Annotated in this window: 24 protein-coding genes and 7 tRNA genes; 13 read left to right on the forward strand and 18 right to left on the reverse strand. The window is 45.6% G+C overall.

Going from position 1 to position 25,640, the window contains the following annotated elements; translation table 11 throughout:
* Positions 1–1,404 precede the first annotated feature (1,404 nt).
* The 3 genes from WC773_02250 (at position 1,405) to WC773_02260 (ending at position 3,804) form a co-directional block, all read left to right on the forward strand.
* Complete coding sequence (locus WC773_02250; GenBank protein MFA6082215.1) at positions 1,405–2,694, forward strand: ABC transporter permease; 1,290 nt, start codon at positions 1,405–1,407, stop codon at positions 2,692–2,694.
* Between the two features lie 21 nt (positions 2,695–2,715).
* Positions 2,716–3,381 carry an ABC transporter ATP-binding protein gene (locus WC773_02255; GenBank protein ID MFA6082216.1) on the forward strand — a complete coding sequence of 222 codons (666 nt, stop codon included), beginning with the start codon at positions 2,716–2,718 and terminating at the stop codon, positions 3,379–3,381.
* A 219-nt stretch (positions 3,382–3,600) separates the two neighbouring features.
* Positions 3,601–3,804: a hypothetical protein gene (locus tag WC773_02260; GenBank protein ID MFA6082217.1), complete on the forward strand. Its 204-nt coding sequence runs from the start codon at positions 3,601–3,603 to the stop codon at positions 3,802–3,804.
* A gap of 46 nt (positions 3,805–3,850) precedes the next feature.
* Here the strand turns inward: WC773_02260 and WC773_02265 are convergent.
* The 4 genes from WC773_02265 to WC773_02280 form a co-directional block, all read right to left on the reverse strand.
* Positions 3,851–3,924 (reverse strand) — tRNA-His (locus WC773_02265).
* Positions 3,925–4,045: 121 nt separating this feature from the next.
* Positions 4,046–4,121: transfer RNA gene (locus tag WC773_02270), tRNA-Arg, on the reverse strand.
* A gap of 174 nt (positions 4,122–4,295) precedes the next feature.
* Positions 4,296–4,369 (reverse strand) — tRNA-Gly (locus tag WC773_02275).
* 126 nt (positions 4,370–4,495) lie between these two features.
* Positions 4,496–4,666 (reverse strand): hypothetical protein, encoded by a 171-nt coding sequence (locus WC773_02280; protein ID MFA6082218.1) that lies wholly within the window; start codon positions 4,664–4,666, stop codon positions 4,496–4,498.
* Between the two features lie 492 nt (positions 4,667–5,158).
* On the opposite strand from WC773_02280, the gene WC773_02285 reads away from it, so the two are divergent.
* Together WC773_02285 and WC773_02290 are read left to right on the forward strand one after the other, a co-directional pair.
* The gene (locus tag WC773_02285) at positions 5,159–5,485 is read left to right on the forward strand and encodes a hypothetical protein (GenBank protein ID MFA6082219.1); all 327 of its coding nucleotides are present in this window, start codon (positions 5,159–5,161) and stop codon (positions 5,483–5,485) included.
* 102 nt (positions 5,486–5,587) lie between these two features.
* On the forward strand, positions 5,588–7,132 hold the full coding sequence (locus WC773_02290) for a hypothetical protein (protein MFA6082220.1): 1,545 nt from the start codon (positions 5,588–5,590) through the stop codon (positions 7,130–7,132).
* 165 nt (positions 7,133–7,297) lie between these two features.
* On the opposite strand, the gene WC773_02295 is transcribed toward WC773_02290, so the two are convergent.
* The 3 genes from WC773_02295 to WC773_02305 form a co-directional block, all read right to left on the reverse strand.
* Positions 7,298–7,371 (reverse strand) — tRNA-Gly (locus WC773_02295).
* Positions 7,372–7,470: 99 nt separating this feature from the next.
* Positions 7,471–7,547 (reverse strand) — tRNA-Pro (locus WC773_02300).
* A gap of 133 nt (positions 7,548–7,680) precedes the next feature.
* Entirely contained in the window at positions 7,681–7,938 is a 258-nt protein-coding gene (locus tag WC773_02305; protein ID MFA6082221.1) for a hypothetical protein, read from the reverse strand.
* A gap of 113 nt (positions 7,939–8,051) precedes the next feature.
* On the opposite strand from WC773_02305, the gene WC773_02310 reads away from it, so the two are divergent.
* The 6 genes from WC773_02310 (at position 8,052) to WC773_02335 (ending at position 14,628) form a co-directional block, all read left to right on the forward strand.
* Entirely contained in the window at positions 8,052–9,743 is a 1,692-nt protein-coding gene (locus WC773_02310) for a hypothetical protein (protein MFA6082222.1), read from the forward strand.
* Positions 9,740–10,456 carry a dolichyl-phosphate beta-glucosyltransferase gene (locus WC773_02315; GenBank protein ID MFA6082223.1) on the forward strand — a complete coding sequence of 239 codons (717 nt, stop codon included), beginning with the start codon at positions 9,740–9,742 and terminating at the stop codon, positions 10,454–10,456. The genes WC773_02310 and WC773_02315 overlap by 4 nt, the downstream gene beginning before the upstream one ends.
* 327 nt (positions 10,457–10,783) lie before the next feature.
* Positions 10,784–11,521, forward strand: coding sequence for a GGDEF domain-containing protein (locus WC773_02320; protein ID MFA6082224.1), 738 nt, complete (start codon positions 10,784–10,786; stop codon positions 11,519–11,521).
* Positions 11,522–11,849: 328 nt separating this feature from the next.
* A complete protein-coding gene (gene rny, locus WC773_02325; protein MFA6082225.1) occupies positions 11,850–13,370 on the forward strand; it encodes a ribonuclease Y in 1,521 nt (506 codons plus the stop codon).
* A 25-nt stretch (positions 13,371–13,395) separates the two neighbouring features.
* Positions 13,396–13,803: a hypothetical protein gene (locus WC773_02330; GenBank protein ID MFA6082226.1), complete on the forward strand. Its 408-nt coding sequence runs from the start codon at positions 13,396–13,398 to the stop codon at positions 13,801–13,803.
* 54 nt (positions 13,804–13,857) lie between these two features.
* Positions 13,858–14,628: a TIGR00282 family metallophosphoesterase gene (locus WC773_02335; protein ID MFA6082227.1), complete on the forward strand. Its 771-nt coding sequence runs from the start codon at positions 13,858–13,860 to the stop codon at positions 14,626–14,628.
* A gap of 48 nt (positions 14,629–14,676) precedes the next feature.
* Here the strand turns inward: WC773_02335 and WC773_02340 are convergent, their stop codons facing one another.
* The 5 genes from WC773_02340 to WC773_02360 form a co-directional block, all read right to left on the reverse strand.
* Positions 14,677–15,090: a hypothetical protein gene (locus WC773_02340; GenBank protein ID MFA6082228.1), complete on the reverse strand. Its 414-nt coding sequence runs from the start codon at positions 15,088–15,090 to the stop codon at positions 14,677–14,679.
* A 17-nt stretch (positions 15,091–15,107) separates the two neighbouring features.
* Complete coding sequence (locus WC773_02345; GenBank protein ID MFA6082229.1) at positions 15,108–15,491, reverse strand: hypothetical protein; 384 nt, start codon at positions 15,489–15,491, stop codon at positions 15,108–15,110.
* Positions 15,492–15,518: 27 nt separating this feature from the next.
* Positions 15,519–15,594 (reverse strand) — tRNA-Arg (locus WC773_02350).
* Between the two features lie 97 nt (positions 15,595–15,691).
* Positions 15,692–15,768: transfer RNA gene (locus tag WC773_02355), tRNA-Pro, on the reverse strand.
* 131 nt (positions 15,769–15,899) lie between these two features.
* Positions 15,900–17,267 carry a hypothetical protein gene (locus tag WC773_02360; protein ID MFA6082230.1) on the reverse strand — a complete coding sequence of 456 codons (1,368 nt, stop codon included), beginning with the start codon at positions 17,265–17,267 and terminating at the stop codon, positions 15,900–15,902.
* Positions 17,268–17,545: 278 nt separating this feature from the next.
* On the opposite strand from WC773_02360, the gene WC773_02365 reads away from it, so the two are divergent.
* Together WC773_02365 and WC773_02370 are read left to right on the forward strand one after the other, a co-directional pair.
* Entirely contained in the window at positions 17,546–18,208 is a 663-nt protein-coding gene (locus tag WC773_02365) for a SprT family zinc-dependent metalloprotease (protein ID MFA6082231.1), read from the forward strand.
* Between the two features lie 989 nt (positions 18,209–19,197).
* Positions 19,198–20,268: an AI-2E family transporter gene (locus WC773_02370; protein ID MFA6082232.1), complete on the forward strand. Its 1,071-nt coding sequence runs from the start codon at positions 19,198–19,200 to the stop codon at positions 20,266–20,268.
* A gap of 112 nt (positions 20,269–20,380) precedes the next feature.
* Here the strand turns inward: WC773_02370 and WC773_02375 are convergent, their stop codons facing one another.
* The 6 genes from WC773_02375 to WC773_02400 all read right to left on the reverse strand — a co-directional run bounded on the left by WC773_02375 (position 20,381) and on the right by WC773_02400 (position 25,623).
* Complete coding sequence (locus WC773_02375; protein ID MFA6082233.1) at positions 20,381–21,619, reverse strand: Glu/Leu/Phe/Val dehydrogenase; 1,239 nt, start codon at positions 21,617–21,619, stop codon at positions 20,381–20,383.
* A gap of 37 nt (positions 21,620–21,656) precedes the next feature.
* Positions 21,657–22,610 carry a peptidylprolyl isomerase gene (locus WC773_02380; GenBank protein ID MFA6082234.1) on the reverse strand — a complete coding sequence of 318 codons (954 nt, stop codon included), beginning with the start codon at positions 22,608–22,610 and terminating at the stop codon, positions 21,657–21,659.
* Between the two features lie 2 nt (positions 22,611–22,612).
* Positions 22,613–23,239: a hypothetical protein gene (locus tag WC773_02385; GenBank protein MFA6082235.1), complete on the reverse strand. Its 627-nt coding sequence runs from the start codon at positions 23,237–23,239 to the stop codon at positions 22,613–22,615.
* 156 nt (positions 23,240–23,395) lie between these two features.
* Positions 23,396–24,730 carry an LCP family protein gene (locus WC773_02390; GenBank protein ID MFA6082236.1) on the reverse strand — a complete coding sequence of 445 codons (1,335 nt, stop codon included), beginning with the start codon at positions 24,728–24,730 and terminating at the stop codon, positions 23,396–23,398.
* Between the two features lie 251 nt (positions 24,731–24,981).
* Positions 24,982–25,185 (reverse strand): hypothetical protein, encoded by a 204-nt coding sequence (locus tag WC773_02395; protein MFA6082237.1) that lies wholly within the window; start codon positions 25,183–25,185, stop codon positions 24,982–24,984.
* Between the two features lie 21 nt (positions 25,186–25,206).
* Positions 25,207–25,623 carry a hypothetical protein gene (locus WC773_02400; GenBank protein MFA6082238.1) on the reverse strand — a complete coding sequence of 139 codons (417 nt, stop codon included), beginning with the start codon at positions 25,621–25,623 and terminating at the stop codon, positions 25,207–25,209.
* Positions 25,624–25,640: the final 17 nt, after the last annotated feature.

Here is a 25,640-nt window from a genome sequence, read left to right on the forward strand (position 1 = left end):
TGAACAACTGAAAATCCATATCCTCGTCCGGTTAGAGTCTGGTTAAACCGGCTTGTGGACAGGGTCCACCAGTGGTTCGGGATTGACGCCTTTTCGGCGTTTTGACAAGTTATTAGTCGTTTTTGCCCTAAAATCCAGCACGTCGAAAGGAAGCACGTCCATGAGGGTGCACGAGCCGTTCGTGAACTTGGAGAAGAACATATGCACGTTCGACGGCAGCACCGGCAACTCGATCAGCCCGGACGCCGGCCTCAGCGCGTGACCGCCTCCGGCGCCGCCTAGGCCACGGGCCTCGGCGCGCCCAACACGGCGCGTAGCGTGGTGCACGGGGCGCGGTGCGGCGAGGAGCGTCCTCCCCACCGCGCGCCCGTGGTCTCACAGCTGTTATCTTCCTTGAAGGGAGGCGTCGAGATGAGAGTCGCGACGTCGGGATTCACCTAGCGGAAGCTAGGTCGGCCTACCCCGCGGTGTTCGGGCCAACCGGTTGGCAGAGGCACACCCTCTCGCCGGCTGGCGACACTGTGGGTCACTCCCTCCCCCGGCAGATCCGCCGGGAAAGGAGACACCCCCATGAACCTGCACCAAACCCTGGCCGCCATCAACGGCGGAGGGTAGCACGCGCTCGGCGGTTCGCGTCTGAGAGTCCGGGTACACCCCGGTTAAGATGAGGGGATCCGACACATAACGCGGATCGTGATCTAGTCGCACCTGTGAGAGTAAGAAGCTGTCCGTGGGCGGCTAACCCACGGAGCGCATCGATGGAATCTGCGCGAGCAGCGTCGCTGGCATAGGCCGGCGGTCATCTCTGCCGCAAAGCAGGTTCCGTCCTCGGGGCGGGCGTCGCACAGAGGGCCGTGATTCACTGGCCCCGTATGACACGCCTGGCCCGTCGCGACGCGGAGGGGAACTCGGCTGAACCAACCCCCTCCGCCTCGCCGTACGAAGTACAAACCGGCGCGTAGCGCGCCACACTACCAAATCGATCCTGGGCGGGACTCCTTCTCGCCCAACATGCCCGCAGCTTTGCATCCTGCGACCATGGCTCGGCCGCTTCCCATCATCGGGGGGCGGCCGTTCTACTTTTTATACACCTTTTAGAGGTGTTTTTTTGATTGAAAGAACGTAGCCCAAGCTTCTTGAACGTGAATTGGGAAACTATAATGTCATTTCGACCCTAGGAGATTGTCAAATCGACTATGTTGGAGAAATCTGAGAAAGAATCCCTTCCCGTCTTTTCTTGAGATTTCTCCACCCTCGAGACAACGCTCGAGGCTCTGCCCGTAGGCTACGCCCGGAGGGAGTCGAAATGACAGATTGTGGTCGATGGTTTGCAACACATAAGATGATCTAGTATTTTTGTTAAAAACGTCTTAGAATAATAATCGACAACATAAAGGAGTTTATATGGAAGTACTACGCAATATGTGGCGACGCAAGTTTCGCTCATTTTTAACCATTATGGGCATTTCTATCGGAATTTTTGCCTTTACGGTGATGGGATCGCTGGCCCTAAAATTTAACAAAATGATTTCAGGTGGCAAGGATTACGTTACCGGGCAAATTACCATTATGCCTAAAGGCACTAGCTTTTCCACCGGCGCCACCACCAGCACCTTGCCGGTTTCGGTGCTTGATAACATCGCCAAAGTAGATGGTGTAGAAGCGGTAATGCCAACAGTGCAGCTAGCACTATCAGATCCAGATCCAGACAATCCGGCCGCCAGCAGCGCTTCTTTCGGTACGCCACCCACCATTGTTGGATCAGACTATTCATCCGCCTTCAAAAACAAAAACTGGGATAAATTGGCTATGAAAGAAGGGCACAATATTATCGCCAGTGAAGGTGATGATAAAGTTGCTATTGGCATTAGTATTTCGGCCGATAAAAAACTACACGTTGGCGATAAAATGACCATTCGTGGAAAAGATTTTACGGTGGTTGGGGTAGCTGACCGCACCAATACCGGCCCGGATTCGTACATTTTTATGAACATTAAACCGGCGCGCGAAATGTTAATTGAGTCTAATCCATTCTTAAAATCGCTTAAAGATCAGGCAGACAAAGCCAACGCTATTTCCGCTGCCGCTCTGGCGCAGTTGCCGGCAGATACCCAAGCCCAATTGGCACAGGCAAAAACGTTTAAGGTTGAAGACGTCAATTCCATGGCTGCGGCTTCGTGGAAAGACGGTTACGACCCAGAGACAGTGGTCAAAAACATCAAAGATAAATACAAAAATGAAGTGTTGGTAATGTCGCCAAAAGAGTTAGGTGATCAGATAGATAAAGCATCAGTGCTACTAAATGCGGTAATTTTAGGATCAGCGTTAATTGCCTTAATTGTAGGTGGTTTTTCGGTGATCAATACTATGATTATGTCGGTTTCCGAGCGCACCAAAGAAATTGGGGTCAAAAAAGCCATCGGCGCTAGCGGTTGGACCATCGCCAAGGAGTACACATTTGAAGCGGGCGTAATTGGCATTTTAGGTGGTTTGATTGGAATGGGGTTGGGGCTGCTAATGATTACCATCGTCAATCATAATTTGGCCGACAAAGGCGCGGAGATCTTTTTGGTACAAAACAGCTTTTTGGCCGAAGTGGTGCTGTTTAGCTTTTGTTTGGGCATTGTGGCCGGCATTATTCCGGCGTGGCGTGCTAGTAGGTTAAAGGTGGTTGACGCCATCAGAGAGCTATAAGGAGATAAAATGAGTGAAGTAATAATTTCAGCCAAAAACATCCAAAAATCGTACCGAATGTCCAAAAAGAACCTGGTGCAAGCATTACAAGGCGCAAATATTGAGGTTCATAAAGGTGATTTTACTGCGATTGTGGGGCCATCGGGTGGCGGAAAATCAACCATGATGCATATTTTGGGGTTGCTTGATCGAGCCGATGCAGGTGAATTGACTATTGATGGTGCCTCGGTCGGTTCGTTGAAAGAGAAACAAGCGGTTAAATTTAGATCAAAAAAAATTGGCTTTATTTTTCAAGGATTTAACTTATTGCCATCGTTGACCGCTTTGGAGAATGTGATGTTGGCTGGACGATACGGCGGAATGAAAAAAGGCCAAAGCAAAGCTCGCGCACTGGAATTGTTGAAATTGGTCGGATTAATTGAGCGAGCAGGGCATCGCCCCGCCGAACTATCGGGAGGACAGCAACAACGCGTCGCCATTGCCCGAGCATTAATGAATAATCCGGCGATTATCTTAGCCGACGAACCAACCGGTGAGCTGGATTCCAAGACATCTATCGAAATAATTGAGATGTTAAAGAAATTGAATCGAGATAATAATCAGACATTTGTAATCGTTACGCATAATCCCGAAGTAGCCGCGGCATGTAAAAAAACCATTGTGCTAAAGGATGGAAGAAACGCGTAACTGACACTCGCCCGATGTCATTCCCGCCCCGAGGCAAAGCTCGGGGTAGACTTTGACGGGAATCTGGCGCCAGCCATCCCGAACATGCTTCGGGGACAGTCTATAACAAACTGTTTCTACTCAAGGGATCGCAAAGGATATATTAAGGGTGGCCAGGGATTGGGCAACATTTTTGCGTAACCAGCGTCAGACATTATTGTACAAACGAAAGGAAAATGTATGGTAATGAAGAAACGGGCGTTTCTGGTAGCAACTGCCACAGCCATCAGCGGAAGTTTCGCGGTGATTAAGACACCGCATGCGCTAGCCGCCACCAAGCAAAATCCGGTCGTTCTAAAGGCTCCGAGGAATAATCAGGTCAAACGAATAACTAACGTTCGAAAATATAAACAAACACTAAAACATACTCACGTTTTCAAATAAGGATTCACAAAAAGACCTAAAAGAATTAGGTCTTTTTGTCTTTTTGTGGGGAGACTAAAGGGAGTCGAACCCTTGATGACAGAGCCACAATCTGTCGTGATACCGCTTCACCATAGTCTCCATAAATTCAGAAGATGGAAGATAGAGGATGGAGGATGGACCGAATATTCTATCTTCTATTTTCCATTTTCTATCCTCCAGATTGGTGGGACGCTAAGCGTCCCGTTTACCACGCTTAGCGTGGTGCGCCTGGAAGGAATCGAACCTTCGACCCACTGCTTAGAAGGCAATTGCTCTATCCACTGAGCTACAGGCGCAAATCGGAAGATAGAGGACGGAAGATCGAGGATAGAAAGATCCACTATCCAATATATATTTTAACATAATTTGACAAAAAATTCCACTCCATCTTCTATTTTCTATCTTCTATAATTGCCACTAGCAATTTCGAAACTATGCGAGCTATGCTTGCTAGTTTCATCCTCCGATTTTGGAGCGAGTGAGGAGAATCGAACTCCCGTTTTATCCTTGGGAAGGACACGTTCTACCATTGAACCACACTCGCAAGTCGGATGACCTAGGACAGAACCATATCAATTTTATCGAATTTTTACCACAAATACCATGACCTAAGATTATAATTATAAGAATGGGTCGCGAGCGTATTGCCCGCAACCCATTTGCGTACCGGTTAGCCGATCTTGACTCGACGCCGCAAGCGATTGACCTGACCATGTGCTGTTCGATGAGCAACAACAGCCGCGATCGACTTGGCCAAGCCCACTTTGAGATCTGCTGTGAAGGCCATCATCGCATCGAGATCCTGTTCCTTGGTTAGGTTATGCCAGTTTCCGTCTGGCATCAGTACCTCGAATCTCAGCGCACGCCCTTGATGTGGCCACTCGCCAGTGATGCTCGAATTGCAGCTAAGTCGGTAGCGGTGGCCAATTCCTTGCCGTGTTATTCGCAGCTCCCACGGCAGCTGTTGGCGACAGGCAGCTAGCGGAACTGCAAGGCTACTTGAGATCTTCGTTGCCTCAAATCGAAGCGCAGCCCGAGCAGACCGTAGAAGAGTCGACTCCACACCTTCTGGGTTGGTTACCAGATTTGCCGCCATCTCAAGCTTACGCGTATCAATGTACATCCAGGCCTCCTTTTGGACATTGGTGATCAATCAAAGCATGTTGCCGGCTTAAATCAGCCCTAAATCAGTAGAGCTAATTACAACCGGCAACGCTGTTAAGATGCAATTACGGCAATATAATAACACTTTTTTACCAAAATTCCTACACTTGAGTGTTTCAGTTCAACCAAATTATTGCCAAAATGCCAAGAATGGGTGTAAGATGCGACTATGTTTGATGAAACAAGGTCTTGGCTTAGCGGTTTGAAGCAAAATATAATCTGGTGGCTGATAGTTTTGGCGTTGGTGATGTTTGGCATCACTTTATTTTTATGGCTAAAATTAATCATCCCCAACGAAAAAGGGCTGTATTCGCCGTTTGAAAATGGTTTGTCACTTATTAAATACGTTGCCCTAATCTGTGGAGTTAATTTGGCAATCACCATTAGCTCACTGAAACGTCAGAAAATTTGGGTGGTCATGCCCATCGCCGCCACATTGTTTATTTTAGGATTGACACTATTTTACTTAATTACGCTTTGGAAATTGAATGTTTAGTAACAAACTCCAATTTATCCAATCGATCCAATTAGACCAATTAGCAACGACAATTCGAACCAACAAAATTACAATTCGATAATTTAATGTTAATATATAACCATGCATAAAAATTTTCCGCCTGCTGCAAAGCGATTTTTTGAAATACTACCCGGAGCCTTAACTTGGTCTGCGCTATTGTTACCAGCATTACTCGCTATTTGGTATCCAATACCAGTGGCTATTTTTGTGATCTGTTTTGATTTGTATTGGTTGTATCGTTCGGTCGAGCTATCTAACAACATCATTAGAGTTTACAACCGAATGCGCTCAGCTGCTAAAACAAACTGGCATCAGAAATTAGCTAGTCTAGGCAATACCATCACCCCGTGCGGATACAAACTTGATGAAGTGTATCAAGCTATCATCATTGTGGCGTACAAAGAACCGGCCGAGTTGCTGGAAGCCTCAATAAATAGCTACGTAAATTCTAATTTCGATGTCAAAAAGCGCACCATTTTAGTCTTAGGCACCGAAGAGCGCGCTGGCGAACATAGTGATCATCTTAACCAATATTTGTCGGAGCGATTTAAAGATAAATTTTTACGATTTGAACACACCATTCACCCTAAAAACATTCCGGGGGAGATTAAATGTAAAAGCGCTAACGCCACGTGGGCTGCCAAGCATCTGTACAAAATTTGTGAAGAAATGCGTATTTCGCCAAAACAGGTTTTGTTACACAATTTCGACGCAGACACCCGAACGCACAAAGAATACTTTGCTTACGTACAGTGGAACTTTATGCACACACCACCAGACCAGCACACCTGCTATCAGCCAATCCACATTTATAACAACAACATCTGGGACACCGGCGCGCCAATGCGCGTTATCGCCATCAGCTCTACCTTCATTTTTATGCACAATACCATGCGCCCAACTCATTTTTACAACTTTTCCAGCCGCAGCGACTGTTTTCAAACAGTGGTGGACATTGGCTACTGGACGGTGAACGCCATCCCCGAAGACTCACGCGAATATTACGACGCCTACTTTCGCTATAACGGCAAATTGACCATCCAACCGCAATACATCCCGCTGTATATGGACGCGGTACTGTCTGAAGGATATTGGGGCAGCTTAATGAATCAGTACCGACAGCTGCGCCGATGGGCGTGGGGTGTAATTGATTTGGCATATTTAGCCGAAAAATCTTGGAAAGACACTAAAATTCCATGGACATCTAAACTGGGACGCATTTTAGAACACACCGAAAGCAACTTTTCCAGATCTACCACCGCGCTGTTTTTGGGATTTTTTGGCTGGATTCCGTTGATTGTAAACAATAGATTTCACGACACAATGATTGGTTATCATATGCTAAGCGTTACCCAAATTATTTTGACCTTGGCGATTGTGGGAACATTAACTTCGTTATACCTGTCGTATTTATTGCTTCCGCCGCGCCCACCACATCACAAACCAATTAAATATATTGGCTTTTTGCTGCAATGGGTGTTGGTACCGTTTGTGTCGATATTCTTAGGCTCATTCTCGGCCATCGATGCCCAAACGCGGTTGATGTTTGGAAAATATCTAGAGTATCAAGTAACCGAAAAAGCGGTGGGGCAATCTACCAAAGCAGAGCTTGGGGCAAAATCTTAATTATTCCTTGTCATTCACGGAAAGACCTAAGAATCTATATAAAAAAAGTAGCCCAGACTTCAGTCTGTTTCTTAAACATACTAAAGTATGATCTACAAGTTTGGAGCGGGTGAAGGGAATCGGACCCTCGTGTCAGAGTTTGCCCGTCCTCCGCAGTAGCAAATTTGGAGCGGGTAACGGGAGTCGAACCCGTATCTTCACCTTGGAAGGGTGTCATAATACCGCTATACTATACCCGCAAAAAACTGCTACGGAGGATGGAGAAAACTCGCGCTCTACCATTGAGCTACACCCGCTTCAGTAGAGATGGCTGTGCCATCCGTAACCTTGGCGAAGGATGGTCGGGGTGGTCGGACTTGAACCGACGGCCTCATCGTCCCAAACGACGCGCGCTAGCCAACTGCGCCACACCCCGAAATATATTCTCCTGTCATTCCCGCGAAGACGGGAATCCAGTCTATGAACAAATTTCCTAACGAATCACTTATAAATCATAGCATAAAAATGGATTTTGGGCAATAAAAAATATTAAATTATAAGCGCCGGGCTTAGTGCCCGACGCTATGATCGTGTCCTACAGCTTCTTGCTGGACTTGCGCGAGTTTACCCTCGAGTTCGCGGATTGGCTCCGCCAGTGCTCCGGCGATAGACTTGCTTACTTCCGCTTCCAGCGCCTCGAGTTCGCGCCCCTCTGCCTCTGTGATGGTTCCGTCCGCCCTCTTGCGGATCAGCTCTAACCGCAGAGGATTCCTCTTCACCCAAGACGGGTGCTTGCGTCTGCCCAACTTGTCTACAAAGTCGTTCATCGCACGCTCCTACACGGCGTAGTGTATACGAAATCTGCCCATACAATATCAATTCGCTAAATAAAAATCAATCCGCCCTTTCAACAGCGAATATTTTTTGCCATAATGGATTAATGATTAAACGACTAAAGAGCCTTAAACCATGGCAAATTGTGCTGCCAATAATTGTTGCACTGCTGGTAGCGCAATTTATTTTGCAAGTTGATTTAGCTAAAAAAGACTCTCAAACTATCGATGAAGCGGTGCACATTGGCGCCGGTTATACCTATTTAACCAAGGGTGATTATCGTTTTAACGCCGAACATCCCCCTTTGGTCAAAGAAATCGCCGCGTTTCCCCTACTATTTCTTAATCTAGACCCAAACCAAGATCCAACCGATTGGAACAACGCCGGCCATTATTATTTGGACCCGTACGGGTATTCGGGTAACTGGGGCCACAATTTGCTCTACTACTCAAACGTGGCCGTAGACACCATTCTTTTTTACGCCCGCATTGGCCCAATGCTGTTGACCACGTTGCTGGGAGCGGTAATTGCGCTGGTAGCTATTTTGGCTTTTGGCTGGTGGGCCGGCTTAATTGCCACTGTGCTTTACGTACTAGACCCGGCGTTTACCGGTCATGGCCATTTAGCCACCACCGATATTGGCGCCACTTTGGGATACATCGCCGGAATTGCCTCACTTTGGTATCTAATCAAAAAACCATCATATAAGTCTGCCGCCATTTTTGGCGTCGCCTTAGGCATTGCCAATTTACTCAAATTTACCATGCTGGCGCTAGGTCCAATATCTATTATGCTGCTTGGCGGGTATATCATCTACAACATTGAGGCAAAAAAAGACAAAGCAAAGCGATGGTGGCTGCTTTTCGTCTCATTTATTGTTGCCACAGTGGTGATATGGGCGGGATATGGTTTTCACCGCACCACGCTACCGATGGACACCGGATACGATGCTTATGGGCAGGTAATAGCCGAACCGTTTAACGGCGCTTTAAGGCAATTATACGATTTTGACAACATCGCCAAATGGGTTCCACTGCCAACCGATTATCTAAAAGGCGCGGCAATGGTGCTTAATCACACCGGCGGCGGACATCCATCATTCTTGTTTGGCGAGTCAAAGGACTCGGGTTGGTGGTACTATTTCCCGGTCATTATTACCATAAAAACCCCAATTATCAGCCTGTTTTTGATGATTTTTAGCCTGGCGGTGGTGATTAAGCAACGCAAAAAAAATCAGTTTGCGGTATTTTTGATCGCATCATCGTTAATTTATCTGACTATCAGCATGCTTTCCCACGCCAATCTGGGTATTCGACACATTTTGCCATTCTACCCTTCTTTGTTTATTGTAGTCGGATATGTTTTTACGTTATTGAGCAAGAAACTTAAGATTGTATTTTCGGTACTACTAGCCGTTTTAGCTATCCAATTTGCGTTGATGTATCCATTTTATCTATCATATTTTAACCAATTCGTGGGTGGATCTTACAACGGCTATAAATATGCCACTGACTCCAATTTAGACTGGGCACAAGATTTGCATCGCATAAAAACATACACCGATACTCACAACTTAGGTGTGCCGTACGTTTTCTACAACTGGGACGGTGACGATGCGATAGATATGTACGGCATCCCGCGCCGACCAAACGCCAATCTTGCCACAGACAGATCCGGCTATATGATAATTGGTGCTTCCACATTACAATCACCGGAAATGCGCTGGTTGTTCAGCTATCAATTAGTTGATAAAATTACCCCCGGAGTTCTAGTATTTAATTTGGACAAATTAAAATGACAGAATCAATATATCTGAGTGTTATCGTTCCGGCCTACAACGAGTCCAAACGCATCGCTAAAACTGTTAAAGAAATTGACGATTATTTAAAATCGCAAAAATACAGCTACGAAATTGTGGTGGTAGATGATGGTAGCAAAGATAATACGTTTGATGTGGTATCTGGGCTCAAACTACCGCACGTTAGACCAATAAAACAGGCTAAAAATACCGGTAAAGGTGGAGCGGTCAAAACCGGCATGCTCAGCGCTGTTGGCGAATATCGACTAATGTGCGATGCCGATAACGCCACACCGATTAGCGAAATAACCAAACTTTTGGCTTTTGCCAATGAATTCCCGGTGGTAATTGGTTCGCGCTATATGAAAGGATCCAACATCCGCATCAAGCAACCGTTAACGCGCATCATTGGATCACGCCTGTTTAACACCTTGGTTCAGCTACTACTTTTACCCGGTTTTCCGGACACTCAATGTGGCTTCAAACTATTTCGCGCCAATGTAGTAGATAAATTATTTGGCAAACTTGAAACCAATCGGTGGGGTTTTGATTTAGAGATTTTGGTTCGAGCGCGAAAAAGCTTCCTTTACATTAAACAAGTGCCAGTCGAATGGTGTGATCAGGAAGGTTCAAGTGTTAATGGGGTTAGCGTATTTATCAGTGCGGTAAAAGAGTTAATTAATATTAAAAAGCAATCAAAAAAGTGGAAGTAGAAAGGAGTTCGGATGTGTGATTCAGATGGTAACTGTGAAATGTGCCGTGGAGCTTGCGCTTGCCCGGGTAAAACTGTCAAGGAAGAGTGCAAGTGCGAAATGGTTTGCAAATGCAATGAGTGCAAAGAAGAGGACAGCCTAGAGGGTCAATCCGAAGAATAAAATCGATATTTACTAAAAACAGAGGGCGGATATGAAATATATTCGGCCTCTGTTTTGTTATTGACAAATATAATTCGGTATGATATAATATAACTATCTACCGTACCTTAACGTAGCTATCAGCTGAGCAGGTAAGCTCAAACCAAAAACTAGGGGGATACTCCCATGCTGTACGTCAGTTTGGCGTTGATAATCGCCGCGCTCGCCAGTTGGATCATTAGGCTGATTTTTGCGAACGCACGCCTACGCCGTAAGTCGGCTTACGACTGGCTAACCGGACTATTGTCTAAGCCAGGTATCATCGAGATTGGACAGAGAATCGTTTCAAGTTCGGTTCGATATTCGGAATCAGACCCGCCGGTAGTTGTAATGTTGGCAGACCTGGATGGGTTCAAACGCCTCAACGACAAGTGCGGTCACCACGCCGGAGACGAAATGCTGCGCAGCGTCGCTGGCAACGTCTTTGGCCACTTGCGTGAGTCCGACGGTGTCGGGCGCGTGGGCGGTGACGAATTCGTGCTTGTTGCTCGGGGCGACGCGCTGAGTTTAGCGCAAAAGATCGAGTCGTCCATGAACGCGATTAACACTTGGGGCGCTGGCCGTGGATTCCCCGAGGTCGGGATGAGCATTGGCATTGCGGTGCTAAACCACGAAAAAGTGGGACTGTTCTGCTTTGCCACCGGCCGCAGCTGGAAAGCGCTGCGCCCACTCGGGGAGATCGGGGTGTACCATTCCAAGCACCGGAAGGTGTTTGGAAAGTTTGTGGCTGGGGCGTCTCGGACTAAGCTGTTGGAGAGCCACCTAAACAAAGTCCGAGAGCTGGCCACACACCCCGTGACTTTTGACGGAATGACTGCGGCGGCGGATGCCGCAATGTACTCCGCTAAGACAGGGGAAAGATGACACACCAGGTCGGTGAGCGCGAAGCGCTTGCCGGCCTTATTTTTTTTACCATAATTCAAATGCGGGTTAGTATATTCTGTCACTCTGGGCAAGACCTAAGAGTCCAGCCGTTCTTTCATATAGATTCCGGATCTGTGTCCGGAATGACAAGAGATAATTCTCGGCTACGCCTCGAACAAGAAAGTCAATCCTCCATCTTCCATTCTCCACCCTCCGAATTGTTTGACAGAATCTGTAAAAAAAAGTATGCTGTAAGCAGGATGGACGAAGTAGTAACTCAAATAAATCCATCCGATTAAAGAAAGTTTTGCAATGAAAGGATGTACTCATGTCAGCTGTTATAATAGCTGCCCTGTCTGGGGTAGCCGGACTTGTGATTGGAATTATCGTTATTCGAACCTTAACTGCACGCCAATTAGAGCAGTATAAAAATAAGGCGCAAAAAACCGCCGATGAACTCGAAAATAAGCACAAGGATATCATCTTTCAAGCTAAAGATGAGGCCTTAAAAATTAAAGATGATGCCAAAAAAGAAGAAGAGCATCGCTTAAAAGAAGTTAAGGAATTAGAGCAAAATGTGCGCCGCCGCGAAGAAGCAATAGAGACGCGCGTTTTAGAGATAGACAAAGAGCGTAAATTGGTGCAGCAATCAACCGCCGAAGTATCCGAAATGAAAGATAAATTACGCGAAATTCGCACTCAGCAAGAGCAATCGTTAGAGCGAATTTCTAAATTAACTAAAGATGATGCCAAAAAAGTGTTGTTAGAGTTAGTGGAAAAAGAAAACCGAGACGAGCTGGTTCAACGCATTAAACAGGTTGAGCAAGCCGCCAAAGACGAAGCCGAATCACGCGCCCGTAAGATTGTAGCTACCACCATTTCACGCATCTCTTCGGATATGACCGCCGAACAAACTGTTTCGGCCATTACTATTCCAAACGAAGAAATGAAGGGGCGAATTATTGGCAAAGAAGGCCGCAACATTCAGGTTTTTGAAAAAGAAACCGGAGTGGATGTAATTATCGACGATACTCCCGACAGCGTCATTTTATCGTCATTTGATCCGGTACGCCGTCAAATTGCCCGTGTGGCGCTAGAAAAATTGATCCAAGATGGCCGCATCCATCCTACCCGCATTGAAGAGTTGGTTAAAAAAGCCACCGACGAAGTTGGCGAAGAAGTTAAAAAAGCCGGTGAAGACGCCGCTTATGAGGCCGGAGTATCTGGATTGCCGGTTGAATTATTAAAGATTTTTGGCCGATTAAAGTTTCGTACCAGTTACGGCCAAAATATGTTGCGTCATGCCATTGAAGTGTCGCACATTGCGGGCGTTTTAGCCGCAGAAATTGGCGCTAACGTAGATATTTCTAAAAAAGCTGCTTTACTGCATGATATTGGAAAAACAGTGTCGCAAGAGGTTTCGGGTAGCCACGCATTAATTTCGGGTGATATTATGCGTAAATATGGCATTCCAGAAGACGTTGTACACGCCGCAGAGGCCCATCATGAGGATGTGGAGATCAAATCTACCGAAGCGTTCGTGGTGCAGGCTGCAGACGCCATATCGGGCGCCAGACCGGGTGCCAGACGTGAAAGCTTAGATCAGTATATCAAACGCTTGACCGAGCTTGAAAACATTGCCAATTCATTCAAAGGTGTGGAAAAATCGTTTGCTATTCAGGCCGGGCGTGAAGTGCGAATTATCGTTAATCCTTCGGACATCGATGATTTAGCAATGCATAAGCTAGCCAAAGACGTGGCCAACAAGGTTTCCGCCACTATGCAGTTCCCGGGTCAAATTAAGGTCAACGTTATCCGCGAAATGCGATCAGTTGAATACGCCAAATAAAATTACATTTTAGAATTTTTAAAATATGAAACGCTTCAAAAAAATATTTAAACTAGGATTGTCAGTTGTCGTTTATCCTCTAATTAGCCTGGCGATTGTTTACGGGTTATTTATGTTGATGGACAAAAACATCAACCGCGTTGCGTTTGAAACACTGGCGGTTTTTGCCCTGGCACTACCAGGAGTCACGCTGGCATTAGGAATATATCATTTAACAAGCAAGCATCGGCTGATTATGTCCGTTATCGCTTCGGCACTGTCGGCCTTAATCTGGGTAATTGTGGCTTACTTAATGCGTAGCAACGGTTTATTCGATCCGCTCACCCCCACTAACGCGTTCTGGCTCTGGCTGGTTTACGCCCCCTACATTTTCAGTTTATTGGTAATTATTGAAATGGTCCGCTTGGCATTCCGACTTAAACGGAAGGATTAATCCCTTGTCATTCCGGGCTAGACCCGGAATCTATATAAAAAAAGAAGGTTAAATATGAATATTCTCTTTATCGGTGATATTTCGGGCAGGCTCGGGCGCCGAGCAGTAACCGAGGTTTTACCGGAAATAATCAAGAAACATAAGGTAGATTTAGTTATCGCCAACATTGAAAACGCATCGAGTGGTGATGGCGTCAGTGTGAAAGCGTATGATGAATTACGCGCTTTGCCAATCGATATTTTTACCTCTGGCAATCATATCTGGCAAAAAAGAGAAATCTATCCGACATTAGAAGATAAAAACGAACTAATTTTACGCCCAATAAACTATCCCGACGGCACCATCGGACGCGGAGTTTGGACAAAAGAAATTGGCACTACCAAAGTGGCAGTGGTAAATGTGATCGGCCGCATTTTTATGAAAGAGGGCATAGATGATCCGTTTAGAGCAACCGAAAAAGTGCTGAGTGAGTTAAAAAACCATGTAGTGATTGTCGATTTTCACGCCGAAGCAACATCCGAAAAACGGGCGTTTGGATTCTTTCTGGATGGCAAAGTGGCCGCCGTTTTAGGCACTCACACTCACGTACCAACCGCCGATGAGCAAATTTTGCCCGAAGGCACCGCTTATATTTCTGATGTTGGATTTGTGGGAGCTCATCAATCCGTACTTGGAGTTGATAAAGATATTATTGTCCATAATTTTATGGTCAAGCCAAATGAGATTTACGAGATGGGTAAAGGCGAGGCCGAATTTAACGCTGTTCTAATCGAGACCAACGGCCTCAAAGCCAAGTCAATATCTCGTATTCGCGAAATGGTTTAAATTAGGTGATTAGGTTATTAGGGGTTTGTCCGTCACTTTGATCAGAACCTATTTAATCTTTCTTAAATCACCGTCTATAACAATGGGCTTCATCGCCTCGATCTCGGTTTTGTAGTACTTATTCTCTGGAATTGGATTAAGTAAGAATATCTTTTGATTTAAAACGTGGGCAAAACCTATTTCCAAGAAGGTGTTGCCGCCAATATAATTTTTCTCGCCATATTTATCAAAATTTGCCGCCAGAACCGCATCAGCCCCTTGCATCTGACTCCAAAATTTCCTAATAGCGTCCATATTATTTTTTTGGTGCAATTTTATAACTTCTTTTTCATCATCGGATTTGCCAATCATAGATTGCGCCAAAGTTGTAACAAATGCCTCGTTGCCTAGACTTATTAGCTCATCTCTGAGCACGATCATTTTTTCAGTATGCTGCATACTTCCGACAACACCAATTTTCATACAATCCTTTCAAACACTCAGTTTCGGTGAAATAGGCGGCTGAACCAAGAACTATTTGTTCTAGTTGGCTCGGTTGCCATCGCAGCTTCCTGATTTCCCGGTTTTAGTGATTCGGTGGGTGTGTCTTTGTACGAATTTACGTCCAACGGGTTTTTATTTGGATTAAATGGGACAGGGGGATTATCTTTTGCGTTTAAATTTCCAGATGATTGTGGCACAACCGACGCACTTTCGGCTGACCCTTGTCCCCAATGGTCCTTTTCGGATTGTGGTACCGGTTGAGGTATAAACTGCGGAGTTGTTGGCTCTGCTACCGGCGGTTCGTTTCCGCGTTCCCACGGATTGACATGCTTCGCTTCGATTTGGACGTCCTCTTCTCCGGGTGTCATAGTTTCTGGCACATTCCCTCCAAATTTTTTTGATTTGATTGGTACCCTTGGTAGGAGTTGCACCTACGACCTTTCCCTTAGGACGGGACTGCTCTATCTACTGAGCTACAAGGGCGAATGATTTGTCATCCATGGTCCTAGTGGCAGAGATGGCTGTGCCATCCGTAGCTTTCTTGACCTTCCGAAGCTTTAGCGTAGGAGGTAGCGAAGGATGGTCGGAGTGCTGGGATTTGAACCCAGGACCTCATCGTCCCGAACGATGCGCGCTACCGAGCTGCGCTACACTCCGATTATCAAATTATAACACGTTTTCGATCGTTTTCATATCAGAAAACCCTCTCCTCACGAGGAGAAGAATAACCTAAGTAAATGAGAAGCGCCTCCCAACTAGTGTCGGGAGGCGCGCATGGAAACGTCGCGTTACTGCGACGCAAGGACCATGGTCTTCTTGACGGCCACCGTTGCGGCGGTGATCGTCACCGGTTCGGCCACAGAGATCGTCTTGACGTTCAACTTGGCCCAGGCGGACTTGGTGCCGGCTGGGATTGTAACCGTGTACGGCACAATCACGCCTGCCGAGGAACTGCTGAGGGTGATTACGATGCCCTCCGCCGGAGCCACCGTGTCTACACTAACCAGCACGGATGGAGTTGTCCCCGCCTTGACCACCGGTGGCAACGAGGCCAATCCGGTGATGCGGATGGGGGTAAGAACAAACGGTCGGAAGGAGTTGCTAATGGTGGCGTCTAGGAAACCATTGGCGGCAATCCGTCCGTCCTCGCTGATACCCTTCCCAGCACAGATCAACACTGCGCTCTTAGGAATAAGATCATTGAGGTTGTACGCCTCGCCGTTTGCCCACAACATACCGGTGTCCGTGGGGGAATAGAACCTGGCGCCAACGATCAGATCATCGTTGTTGATAGCGAAGGGCCAACCCGGACCCAATACAAGATGAGCTGGAAGATCGTGCACCCCAGCTTCGTCCCAAAATGCGGGACCAAGACTGGTACGACCAACCACATGCCCACGGTCGTTTAGCGCTTCGCCGTGACACCGCTCATCCGGGGCGTGCCCGGGCAATCGTACCCAGCTGCCATTGGTGCTATCTGGGCCAGACGGGGTCCACACCGCATCGAACGTGACCCAGTTGGTCCAAAGCGTCCAATACCCGCCTGTTCCGAGCACTTGGCCTACAGCGTTGATCTGCTTCGCTGAGCTTGTATGTTCGCCGATATTCGAGTGAATGTTGAACGGTTGCCCGTCCTTCCTCCAGATGGTCGCAACAGTGTTGGGTGGAGTACCGTCCGGGGTATGATAGATGACAGACTCCCCGACGATGAACATCCTCGAGTTTAGGTCATATGCATAGCTACCAGAGATATTTCCTGATAGCACCCCCATCACTTTCTGTACAGTCCCGTCCCATGTGGAAGCTTGACTAGGGTAATAGCTGTAGCCGGCAATGACGCCCGCATCATTCACCCCTCTTCCGGATGAATAATGAATCGGGGATGTAGCATCAAGCACCCCCCTTCTCCAGACCAACAGCTTGTTGTTGTAGCTTTGGTTCCAGTACCCAACGATGGTATCTCCACTGGGGCTCATCCCAGTGATACTGTAAAACGGGCTACTATAGATTGGGTTGACATATGGAGTGGGCAACACCTTGGCGGTGTAGCTAACCCCAACTACCGGAGGAGTAGAAGCGTGTGCCGCAATGGCCAAAGCGGCAACGACAACGATGCCAACCACAACCGAAACGAACCGAGAAAGCTTGCCGCTCATCGTACTCGTCCTTTCTGTAGCACTAGCAGAGACGTGTTTCGACAGCCAAAACGCAAACTTGCGCGGGCGGGGTGCCCGCAGCACTTCTACATCGTGTTTTGACCCTTTCGATAGCGCGTAGTGTGGGTGTCCACAGGAAAAACGTACGCGCGAATAGTAGAACGGCATCCCCCGTAGTCGATTGTTAACGTTCGACCCGAGTATTTGCCTGATTATACCACATTTTGTCAAATGTATCTAGTTTGTAATTTATTTGCAAACCAACTACATTTATTTCTATGACAGAATATATTATTGTGCGGGCAAAACGCCGTAGTGTGCAAATCAAAATTGATCACGATGGTAAAGTGATAGTGCGGGCGCCGTTTTGGGTTTCCTTACGTCAAATTGATCAATTTGTGCATCAAAACGAGGCGTGGATTGCTAAAAGACTCGATGTACACCAACAGCAACCACACCGCCAATCGCATCATTTTAATGATGGCGATATGTTTTGGTATTTGGGAAAAGAATATCCACTAAAGATTTCAGGTGAGATCAGTGGCAAGGTGAGATTTGAGAATGCGCTAATTATTCCCAATACCAAACCGGAACTAGCTAGAACAATGATACTGAAATGGTACAAAAACGAGGCAGACATGTTTTTACGACAGCGGCTAGATCAATTTGCTACCTTAATGGATATTAAATATCATGCAGTCAAAATTACCTCAGCAACTAGCCGCTGGGGATCGTGCAATCACCTTAACTCAATTAGCCTGAATTGGAAGCTAATTCAAGTTCCAAAAGACGTTATTGATTACGTGGTGGTGCACGAGCTGGCGCACATTTTACAACATAACCATAGTAAACTGTTTTGGGCTGAGGTTGAAAAAGTACTACCCGATTATAAAATCAGGCGTAAATGGCTGAAAGACCACGGCTTTCTGTTGCAATTTTAACTCATCTATTGACATTAAGATTCAGTTGGAGTATATATATTAATGTCAGGCCGAGAAAGTCCTGCGTCTCGCTGATCAGCGAGAAAGCAGGCCTTTCAAGCGACTAGCTAGATGGCGACCGAGTCCCATCTAAGCCTGGCGCCACCAGTGGGTACCGCACCGAATTGCAAGTAGGGCAGTGCCCCAAAAACCAAATAAAGACAACCGAATATTGCCGATGGCGGCAGGGCAAGAAGTGTTCGGGAGTCGCGGAGGATCCTGCGGATTGCTCTGGTGAGCATGCACATGGAAGTCAATGGCGGGGACGTGCGTACGCCTTGCACTTCACCATTAACGATCCCAAAGCGAGGATCAGCAGCCACCCGAGTACCCCTAAGGATCTCAGCCTTACCCGAACCAGGGGGTCGGCGCATTCGCGCCGGCCCCTCCCTATTTTTTTCAACCCTTGTGGTTGTTTTTTTATCTATAATTCAAGCAGTAATTCACTATTGACATAAGTTTGTTACAAGAGTATATTCATTGATGTTGGGAGATAGCAGACGCGACGTCGCCATCTTCAATGCAGTTCGCCGGAAACTGCGGCGGTTGTGCGAGAGATTTCTCGCCAATCCAACACTGGTCACAAGGTGCTCGTGGGAGTTTCAACCAAGTGGCCAGGCTCCGACACAGCCTACGACGATCTGGGGGTCTGCATGGAGGTAACTCCACCGAAGAGAGTCGTATGGGATATGTAACCGGATTCAAGCTCCAAGCCCATGGATACGGGCCACGCCGCTCTTAAGCGGATACCGAACCTCCGCACGGAGGACCATGGGATACAGCTCATATCTGTTTACAAACTCCCAAACCGCACACGCCTAACGGGGGCCGGTCGCCAGTTGATCGGCTCCCCCCCATTTTTTTCAACCCAAGTGGTTGTTTTTTTGTCTCTAAATTTGCTAAAAATCGCAATTTATGGTTATGATAAGGTAGAGAACAAAGGGGATAAAATGGAACAACCAGCGGTTCAACGCGTCAAATTTGACATTTCAACCAGTGCCATCATCAAAATTCTAGTGGTGATCTTTGGCATCTTCTTTTTGCAAAAAATTCAAAGCATATTGCTGTTATTATTAATTGTTTTGATCTTGGTAACCGCCCTTTCTCCGATTGTCGACTCGCTGGTTAAACGCTTGCAGATCAAGCGCTGGCTGGCTGTTACCTTAATTTTTAGCTCCATTGCCGTATTACTGATTCTGGTTACATGGCTGATTGTGCCGTTGCTGTTTAGCCAGACAATCGACTTATTGCAACTACCACAAATCAAGAATTTATTTGGTATCACCGAATCCAGCTCGGCGCTTGAAGAGTTGCAAATGTTATATGCCAAAATTCCCGGATTACCGACGGATAGCACCGGTTTTGTCAACTTTTTCTCGGCCATTTTTGGCGGCATCGCTAGCGCATTTACCATTCTGGTATTATCGCTATATCTTTTGCTTGATGAGGATGGCATTCGCAAATACATTCTGACTGTATTACCAACAACACATAAAGAACAAATTGTTTCGGTGATACACAAAATTAGCGTCAAATTAGGATACTGGTTACGCGGTCAACTTTCCTTGGGATTGATTATCGGATTGATTGATTTGGTTATTTTGCTTAGTTTCGGCGTACCTTATGCTTTGACTCTGGCAATTTTCGCCGGAGTAACCGAATTAATCCCGTATCTTGGACCATTTTTGGGGTACGGCGCCGCATTGTTTGTCGCACTAACCTCTGACTCGTCATTTCATATTAGCAAACTAGTAGTAGTAGTTGGCATTTCGATTGGATATCTAGTGGTACAGCAACTGGAAGGTAATTTCTTGGTACCAAAAGTGATGCAAAAGTCAGTCGGGCTTTCGCCTGTAATAATAATTGTGGCAATTTTGATTGGCGCAAAATTATTCGGATTAGTTGGTGTAATCCTATCCGTACCAATTGCGGCTGGTATTTCGGTTATTGCCGATGAATGGCCTGCCATTCAGCAAGCTTATCATAATAATAAAGCCGGCATCTCTAAATCACTAGAATAATATCGGTTAGCTTGTCATTTCGACCCCCTGTCCGCCAGCTGGCGGATCCGATAGGGTGGTTGTGTGATAATTTGAAATTTGAAATTTACAATTTGAAATGATGGAAATTTTTTTATTTTTTTGAATGATTAGTAATTCGCTTTATTGCCACCATGTATGCGGCATCTCTTAGTGTGGTCTTTTCTTGTACCGACAAATTATAAACCGCCAAGCTGGCTTTATTCATTTGGGCTTTAAGTTTGGCAAAAACTTTCTCTTTACTCCACGATTGCTTGTGGATGTTTTGATACCATTCGTAGTAAGAAACCGCCACACCACCTGAATTGGCTAGAATATCCGGAATAACCATTATTCCTTTTGTTTTTAGTACTTGATCCGCATCGGCGGTAGTGGGGCCATTGGCCAGTTCTAAAACGTATTTGGCTTTAATCTGAGATGCATTTTCGGCCACTATCACATTTTCTAGCGCCGCTGGAACTATCACATCTACCGGCAGCGTCAATATCTTATCCGGAGAAATAATTTGCGATTTTTCCGCCATATCCGATAGTAATTTGCCGCTGTTTTTTGCTTCAATTAACGCATCAATATTAGTGATACCAAGCGGATTGTAAATGCCGGTTTTGGAATCGGATATCGCCACCACCTTTACTCCCAGCTCAACCAAGAATTTGGCCACGTACTGCCCCACGTTACCGAATCCTTGTACAGATGCGGTAAGATTGGTGATATCGATCTTTGCGGCCTTCATGATCGCCTCAAAGGCGTACGCGCCCCCTAGACCGGTGGCTTCGGTGCGTCCCAATGATCCACCTAGAGTTAGCGGCTTACCGGTAACCACCGCCAGCGACTTCTTGCCGGTCGATTTGGCAAATTGGTCAACCACCCACTCCATTATTTGCCCGTTAGTGTTCACATCTGGCGCCGGCACGTCTTTGTGCGGCCCAATATTATCGGCAATCGCGCTAATGTATTGCCTGGTCAATCTTTCTAACTCATTGGTCGATAAATCTTTAGGGTTAACATTAACACCACCTTTGCCACCGCCAAATGGCACGTCTATCACGGCATTCTTCATTGTCATCCACAATGACAGCGCTTTTACCTCATCTACGTTAACTTGGGGATGATAACGAATACCACCCTTGTATGGCCCGAGGGCGTTATTATGCTGAGATCGATATCCGGTGTAAACCACCACGTTGCCATCATCCTTTAACAACGGCAAATTTAGCTCGATTACTTTGTCTGGATTAGATAATTTGGCCACCCACAATCGGTCAAGGTTAACTTTCTTGGCGATGCTTTGAATTTGTAGCTGCGCACGCAACCACGGGTTATTATCTGCCATATCAGCCTCCGCTATTAAGACATATTAAGTATTAAATTTAGATCCCGATGAATGTGTGAACCTTAGCCGCATTTTTCCAAATCACAAAGTCGTTATCACCGCGAATATCTTCTATTAAGATTAAATGCCAACCATAGGTGGTACGAATCGGTCCCAGAATATCACCTTTTTTAACCGAACTGGCAAAAATTGCGTCGTCAAACTCAGCAACAGACTGGCCGCGGCTTAGATATCCAAGCTCGCCAGAGTTATTATTACTGGCCGTGTCTTCACTATATTGCTTGGCCATATCGGCAAACGGCTTACCGCCATTTATCTGCTTTAGATAGTCCTTAGCTTTTACCTGAGCGGCATCAATGGTTTTTTGGTCAGCGCCGGAATCTACTTTAACTAACAGATGACGAACCTGAACTTCGCGCCACTGTTTTTTATCTTGATACCAAGCCTGTACTTTATTTTTGAGTAGCTGCTTGGCAATTAAATTTTTGAATTGATCCTCGTTTAGCCCGTATAGATCGGTCAGAACTTTAGCAAGCTCCTCTTTACCACTTTTTTCTTGCAGTTTTTGATAAGCCTGATTTACTTCGTCTTGGCTAACCTTGATCTTGTTCTTGGTAGCTTGATTCGCAGTCAGCTGATCGGTAATTAGTAGGTCAATCACCTGCTTTTTGACCGTAGTAACATCGTAGCTGGTTTTGCTGGCATCATAAAAATGCTTAGTATAATCGTAGGTAAAGTTGTAATCCGAGATCGGGATAAGTGACCAATTTACTTTAACCGCAGGGTACGGAATGATTCTGGCCATAAATTTGGCAGATGAATTGTTGACGTTAAACCCATAAATTGCAATCGCAAACGCAATAATTAAGGCCACAAACAAACCAACCAAACTAAAGAATATTGATCTCGCTGAGCGTCTTTTAAACTCAAATCGTGAGAAAAACCGAGCAATGGATTTTGTGAATTGTTTTATTTTTTCAAGTATTTTCATATTTACCTAACGCTGCCTAGAAGTACCGGTTTAATTGTAGCAAGAACAAAAACGACTAGCAACAAGCACATCACTGCATCACCCCACAATTTGTTCCACGAAAATTCCTTTTTTGCGTCCGCTTCTAGAAAACTCCACAGTAGATAGACAAAAAAGGTGCTTAGTAGGGCTTCGCTAAGTACATCATCATATATCACCCAATACATTAAGTAGGTAATAATTTGGGCGGTGATAAAACCAACTAAATAGGAATGGCGCCACAGTACCGATTTTGGGAAAAGATGGTGTCCGCGCCAAATTGTCAGAATCACCATTACAACAGTAGATGCGCCAAGTAGCGTCCAAATTGGCCATATTTCTAAATGATTAAAGGAATAAACCATACTAAAGTTGATGTAGGTAAACAACAGCAACAGCGCGTCGATGTTTTGGCGCCAAAACGATTGCCATAGGGCATAAATGGCGAAAACGACGATCACCGTGTATTGAAAAGAGGAAATGTGAACCTTGCTAAAATAATATTGCAAAATAACCACTAAAACTACACTCGCGATGGCTAAAATTGGTTTAGCGGTGCGATTCGGAAAAATCTTGTTCCAAATATCGGTATAAGTTGGAGAATTGGGCATAATCATTCCAAAATTCGAAGCACTAAATCCAAAATCCGAAACATTTATGATTAGAAATTTGGAATATATTTCGTATTTCGAGTTTCGAGTTTCGTGCTTTTTACTTATTGTGTGTGCACAACAACATGATCGCGCGGAATATCGACTTAATAGACGCTATTTGCTTGTCGAATAGTCTGCGCCTAATATTAGCACAATGTCCGCTGTTTCGCTACTAGCAGAAGAATCTTGGCGGGCTTTTAGTCCGAATCTTTTTTCTAAAAATGATATAGTGAATGGATTTTTGCCACCACTCCGATCGATCAACTGCGTGAACTGCTCTTTTGTAGTGCTATTTGTAACACTTACAACATTGTATCCCAAATTTTTAAGTGTTTTGGATACGGTTGCGCCAAGTCCAGAGGTGCTGGTAGCGTTTTGAATAGCAATAGTTGAGTCTTCTTTTGCCAAAAATGGATTGGTGAAAATGGTATGAGCAATGTCTTTAACTGCTTGATAGGTGTAATCGCCATCGCGTGGGACCAATACGTCTGCACCACCAATATTTTGCCCCACCAACGGACCACTGGCTGAGCTGTCAATTACCTGGGTAATAATTTGGCTGCCAGTTAAATCTTTAACCTCGGTGATGAGTGTTTGCATTTCGCTAACCTGTAAGTCAGTACGAATATGATTACCCACAATATTCATTATTTGAGTCAATTTAACCGGATTAGTTAAGACGCCTGCCGACAGGGCTTTTTGTTTAATCGCTAACATTACTTCTTGCTGTCGGCGCGATCGATCAAAATCGGATGTGGTTTTACGTGATCTGGCATACTTTAAGGCAGTTTCCCCATCCATTGTTTGTGTTCCGGCTTTAATATGCACCGGAGAGTAACGAATCATATCTGCCGCCGGATAAAACGGATCATCAAGTGGCGTATCCACCGTGACCGTTATACCCCCCAAAGAGTCCACAATCTCCTTAAAGGCCTGAAAATCCAGTAACACATAATAATGAATCGGTATGCCTAATAGATCACTAATGGTCTGCTTTGCCGCGGCTGTGCCATTGCCTTTTTGTTTCAATTCACCACGATAATACATCTCATTTATACGAGCGTATGTGTTACTGGAATATTTATAATACAGATCCCTTGGCACAGATAGGAAACCAGCTTTGTGATTTTGAGTATCTAACGATAAAACTTGGATAGTGTCTGTCAATGTACCGCCCGGATGATCTTCTCCACCCATGCCCATCAATAGAATATTTACCCGACCATCCGAATCACCGGATAAATCGGACGGTTTAACATCTTTTGCGTTTTTAGTCAGCAAAACGCTACCCCCGTTAGAGTTAGCCGTAATGACCTTATTTTTATTTTTTATGATGGTGTAGCCGAACCAGCTAGATAATCCTATTATCAGGACGACAAAAAATAAGCCGACCCACTTTGCCGTTCGTTTAACTTTTGATCCGGATGCACCAAATTTAATAAATCGCATTTATCTTATTTTATCTGATTGTCGTGTTTGGAGCAAGGCGCTGTTTTCTTGTTCGAGGCATGGCCGAGAACTACCCATTTAGTAAAGGGATAATTCTCACTTCGTCCTCCGAGCGTAACTCTACGGAGTGGAGCTTCGAACAAGAAATACATCGTGTGCAAATTTAAACTTTGCTACACTTAATATTCCTAATTGATACTAATAAGCGATCCCCACCAGTTTAGCCAATTACGCTGAAAATTGTCTTAGAGTTATTCGGCTTTCTCGGCTTTTTCAACTGGTTTGCATTTGTGGGCCACGCCTACAATGCTTTGCGCCAAAGTAAAGGCGAACAATATCAGGGTTATAAACCCAATCCCCACCTCAGTATCCGTTGCACCACCCGTCATAAATGACAAAGCGAAAAACAACCCGATTGCCGAAACCAGTATTCCAATGACTGACATAACTTTCATTATGCTCCTTTTTTTTATTTTCTATTGAACCGCGATAACGGTAAAATCTCTAACCGGATTAGTCTCATCTATATTGTAACAGACTTGTTGCTCAAAGGAATCTGCTAGTTGATATTTCCCCAGTGTTCTTTTGGTCTTATCTAAAAAGTTGACGTCTAAACAACCACTTTCTTCGGTGGTCAACGAATACGAACCATCAGTACCAACAGAGGCACCAATTGATCCGATAATTACTTGCTGGGTGCTGGCTGGGCCAACCACTTTGCCTGTGCTATCCACAATGGTTACTTTACCGGTAACGTAATGAAAATATGGACTAGCGGGGACAGTGCTGGCATCACTGCTAATATAGTGGATGTATGTAGATACGCCAACCAAAATTATCAGGATACCCAAAACAATAAATTGGTATCGTTTAAAAATCATTTTATTATTCATCTTCTTTCTTTCCGATA

Source organism: Patescibacteria group bacterium (assembly GCA_041660565.1).
GTDB lineage: Bacteria > Patescibacteriota > UBA1384 > CAJBMM01 > CAJBMM01 > JBAZWC01.

Coding starts and splice junctions, on each gene's coding strand:
- WC773_02250 (MFA6082215.1), top strand. CDS start 1,405: ATGGAAGTACTACGCAATATGTGGCGACGCAAGTTTCGCTCATTTTTA.
- WC773_02260 (MFA6082217.1), top strand. CDS start 3,601: ATGGTAATGAAGAAACGGGCGTTTCTGGTAGCAACTGCCACAGCCATC.
- WC773_02280 (MFA6082218.1), bottom strand. CDS start 4,666: ATGCCAGACGGAAACTGGCATAACCTAACCAAGGAACAGGATCTCGAT.
- WC773_02285 (MFA6082219.1), top strand. CDS start 5,159: ATGTTTGATGAAACAAGGTCTTGGCTTAGCGGTTTGAAGCAAAATATA.
- WC773_02290 (MFA6082220.1), top strand. CDS start 5,588: ATGCATAAAAATTTTCCGCCTGCTGCAAAGCGATTTTTTGAAATACTA.
- WC773_02305 (MFA6082221.1), bottom strand. CDS start 7,938: ATGAACGACTTTGTAGACAAGTTGGGCAGACGCAAGCACCCGTCTTGG.
- WC773_02310 (MFA6082222.1), top strand. CDS start 8,052: ATGATTAAACGACTAAAGAGCCTTAAACCATGGCAAATTGTGCTGCCA.
- WC773_02315 (MFA6082223.1), top strand. CDS start 9,740: ATGACAGAATCAATATATCTGAGTGTTATCGTTCCGGCCTACAACGAG.
- WC773_02320 (MFA6082224.1), top strand. CDS start 10,784: ATGCTGTACGTCAGTTTGGCGTTGATAATCGCCGCGCTCGCCAGTTGG.
- rny (MFA6082225.1), top strand. CDS start 11,850: ATGTCAGCTGTTATAATAGCTGCCCTGTCTGGGGTAGCCGGACTTGTG.
- WC773_02330 (MFA6082226.1), top strand. CDS start 13,396: ATGAAACGCTTCAAAAAAATATTTAAACTAGGATTGTCAGTTGTCGTT.
- WC773_02335 (MFA6082227.1), top strand. CDS start 13,858: ATGAATATTCTCTTTATCGGTGATATTTCGGGCAGGCTCGGGCGCCGA.
- WC773_02340 (MFA6082228.1), bottom strand. CDS start 15,090: ATGAAAATTGGTGTTGTCGGAAGTATGCAGCATACTGAAAAAATGATC.
- WC773_02360 (MFA6082230.1), bottom strand. CDS start 17,267: ATGAGCGGCAAGCTTTCTCGGTTCGTTTCGGTTGTGGTTGGCATCGTT.
- WC773_02365 (MFA6082231.1), top strand. CDS start 17,546: ATGACAGAATATATTATTGTGCGGGCAAAACGCCGTAGTGTGCAAATC.
- WC773_02370 (MFA6082232.1), top strand. CDS start 19,198: ATGGAACAACCAGCGGTTCAACGCGTCAAATTTGACATTTCAACCAGT.
- WC773_02375 (MFA6082233.1), bottom strand. CDS start 21,619: ATGGCAGATAATAACCCGTGGTTGCGTGCGCAGCTACAAATTCAAAGC.
- WC773_02380 (MFA6082234.1), bottom strand. CDS start 22,610: ATGAAAATACTTGAAAAAATAAAACAATTCACAAAATCCATTGCTCGG.
- WC773_02385 (MFA6082235.1), bottom strand. CDS start 23,239: ATGCCCAATTCTCCAACTTATACCGATATTTGGAACAAGATTTTTCCG.
- WC773_02390 (MFA6082236.1), bottom strand. CDS start 24,730: ATGCGATTTATTAAATTTGGTGCATCCGGATCAAAAGTTAAACGAACG.
- WC773_02395 (MFA6082237.1), bottom strand. CDS start 25,185: ATGAAAGTTATGTCAGTCATTGGAATACTGGTTTCGGCAATCGGGTTG.
- WC773_02400 (MFA6082238.1), bottom strand. CDS start 25,623: ATGAATAATAAAATGATTTTTAAACGATACCAATTTATTGTTTTGGGT.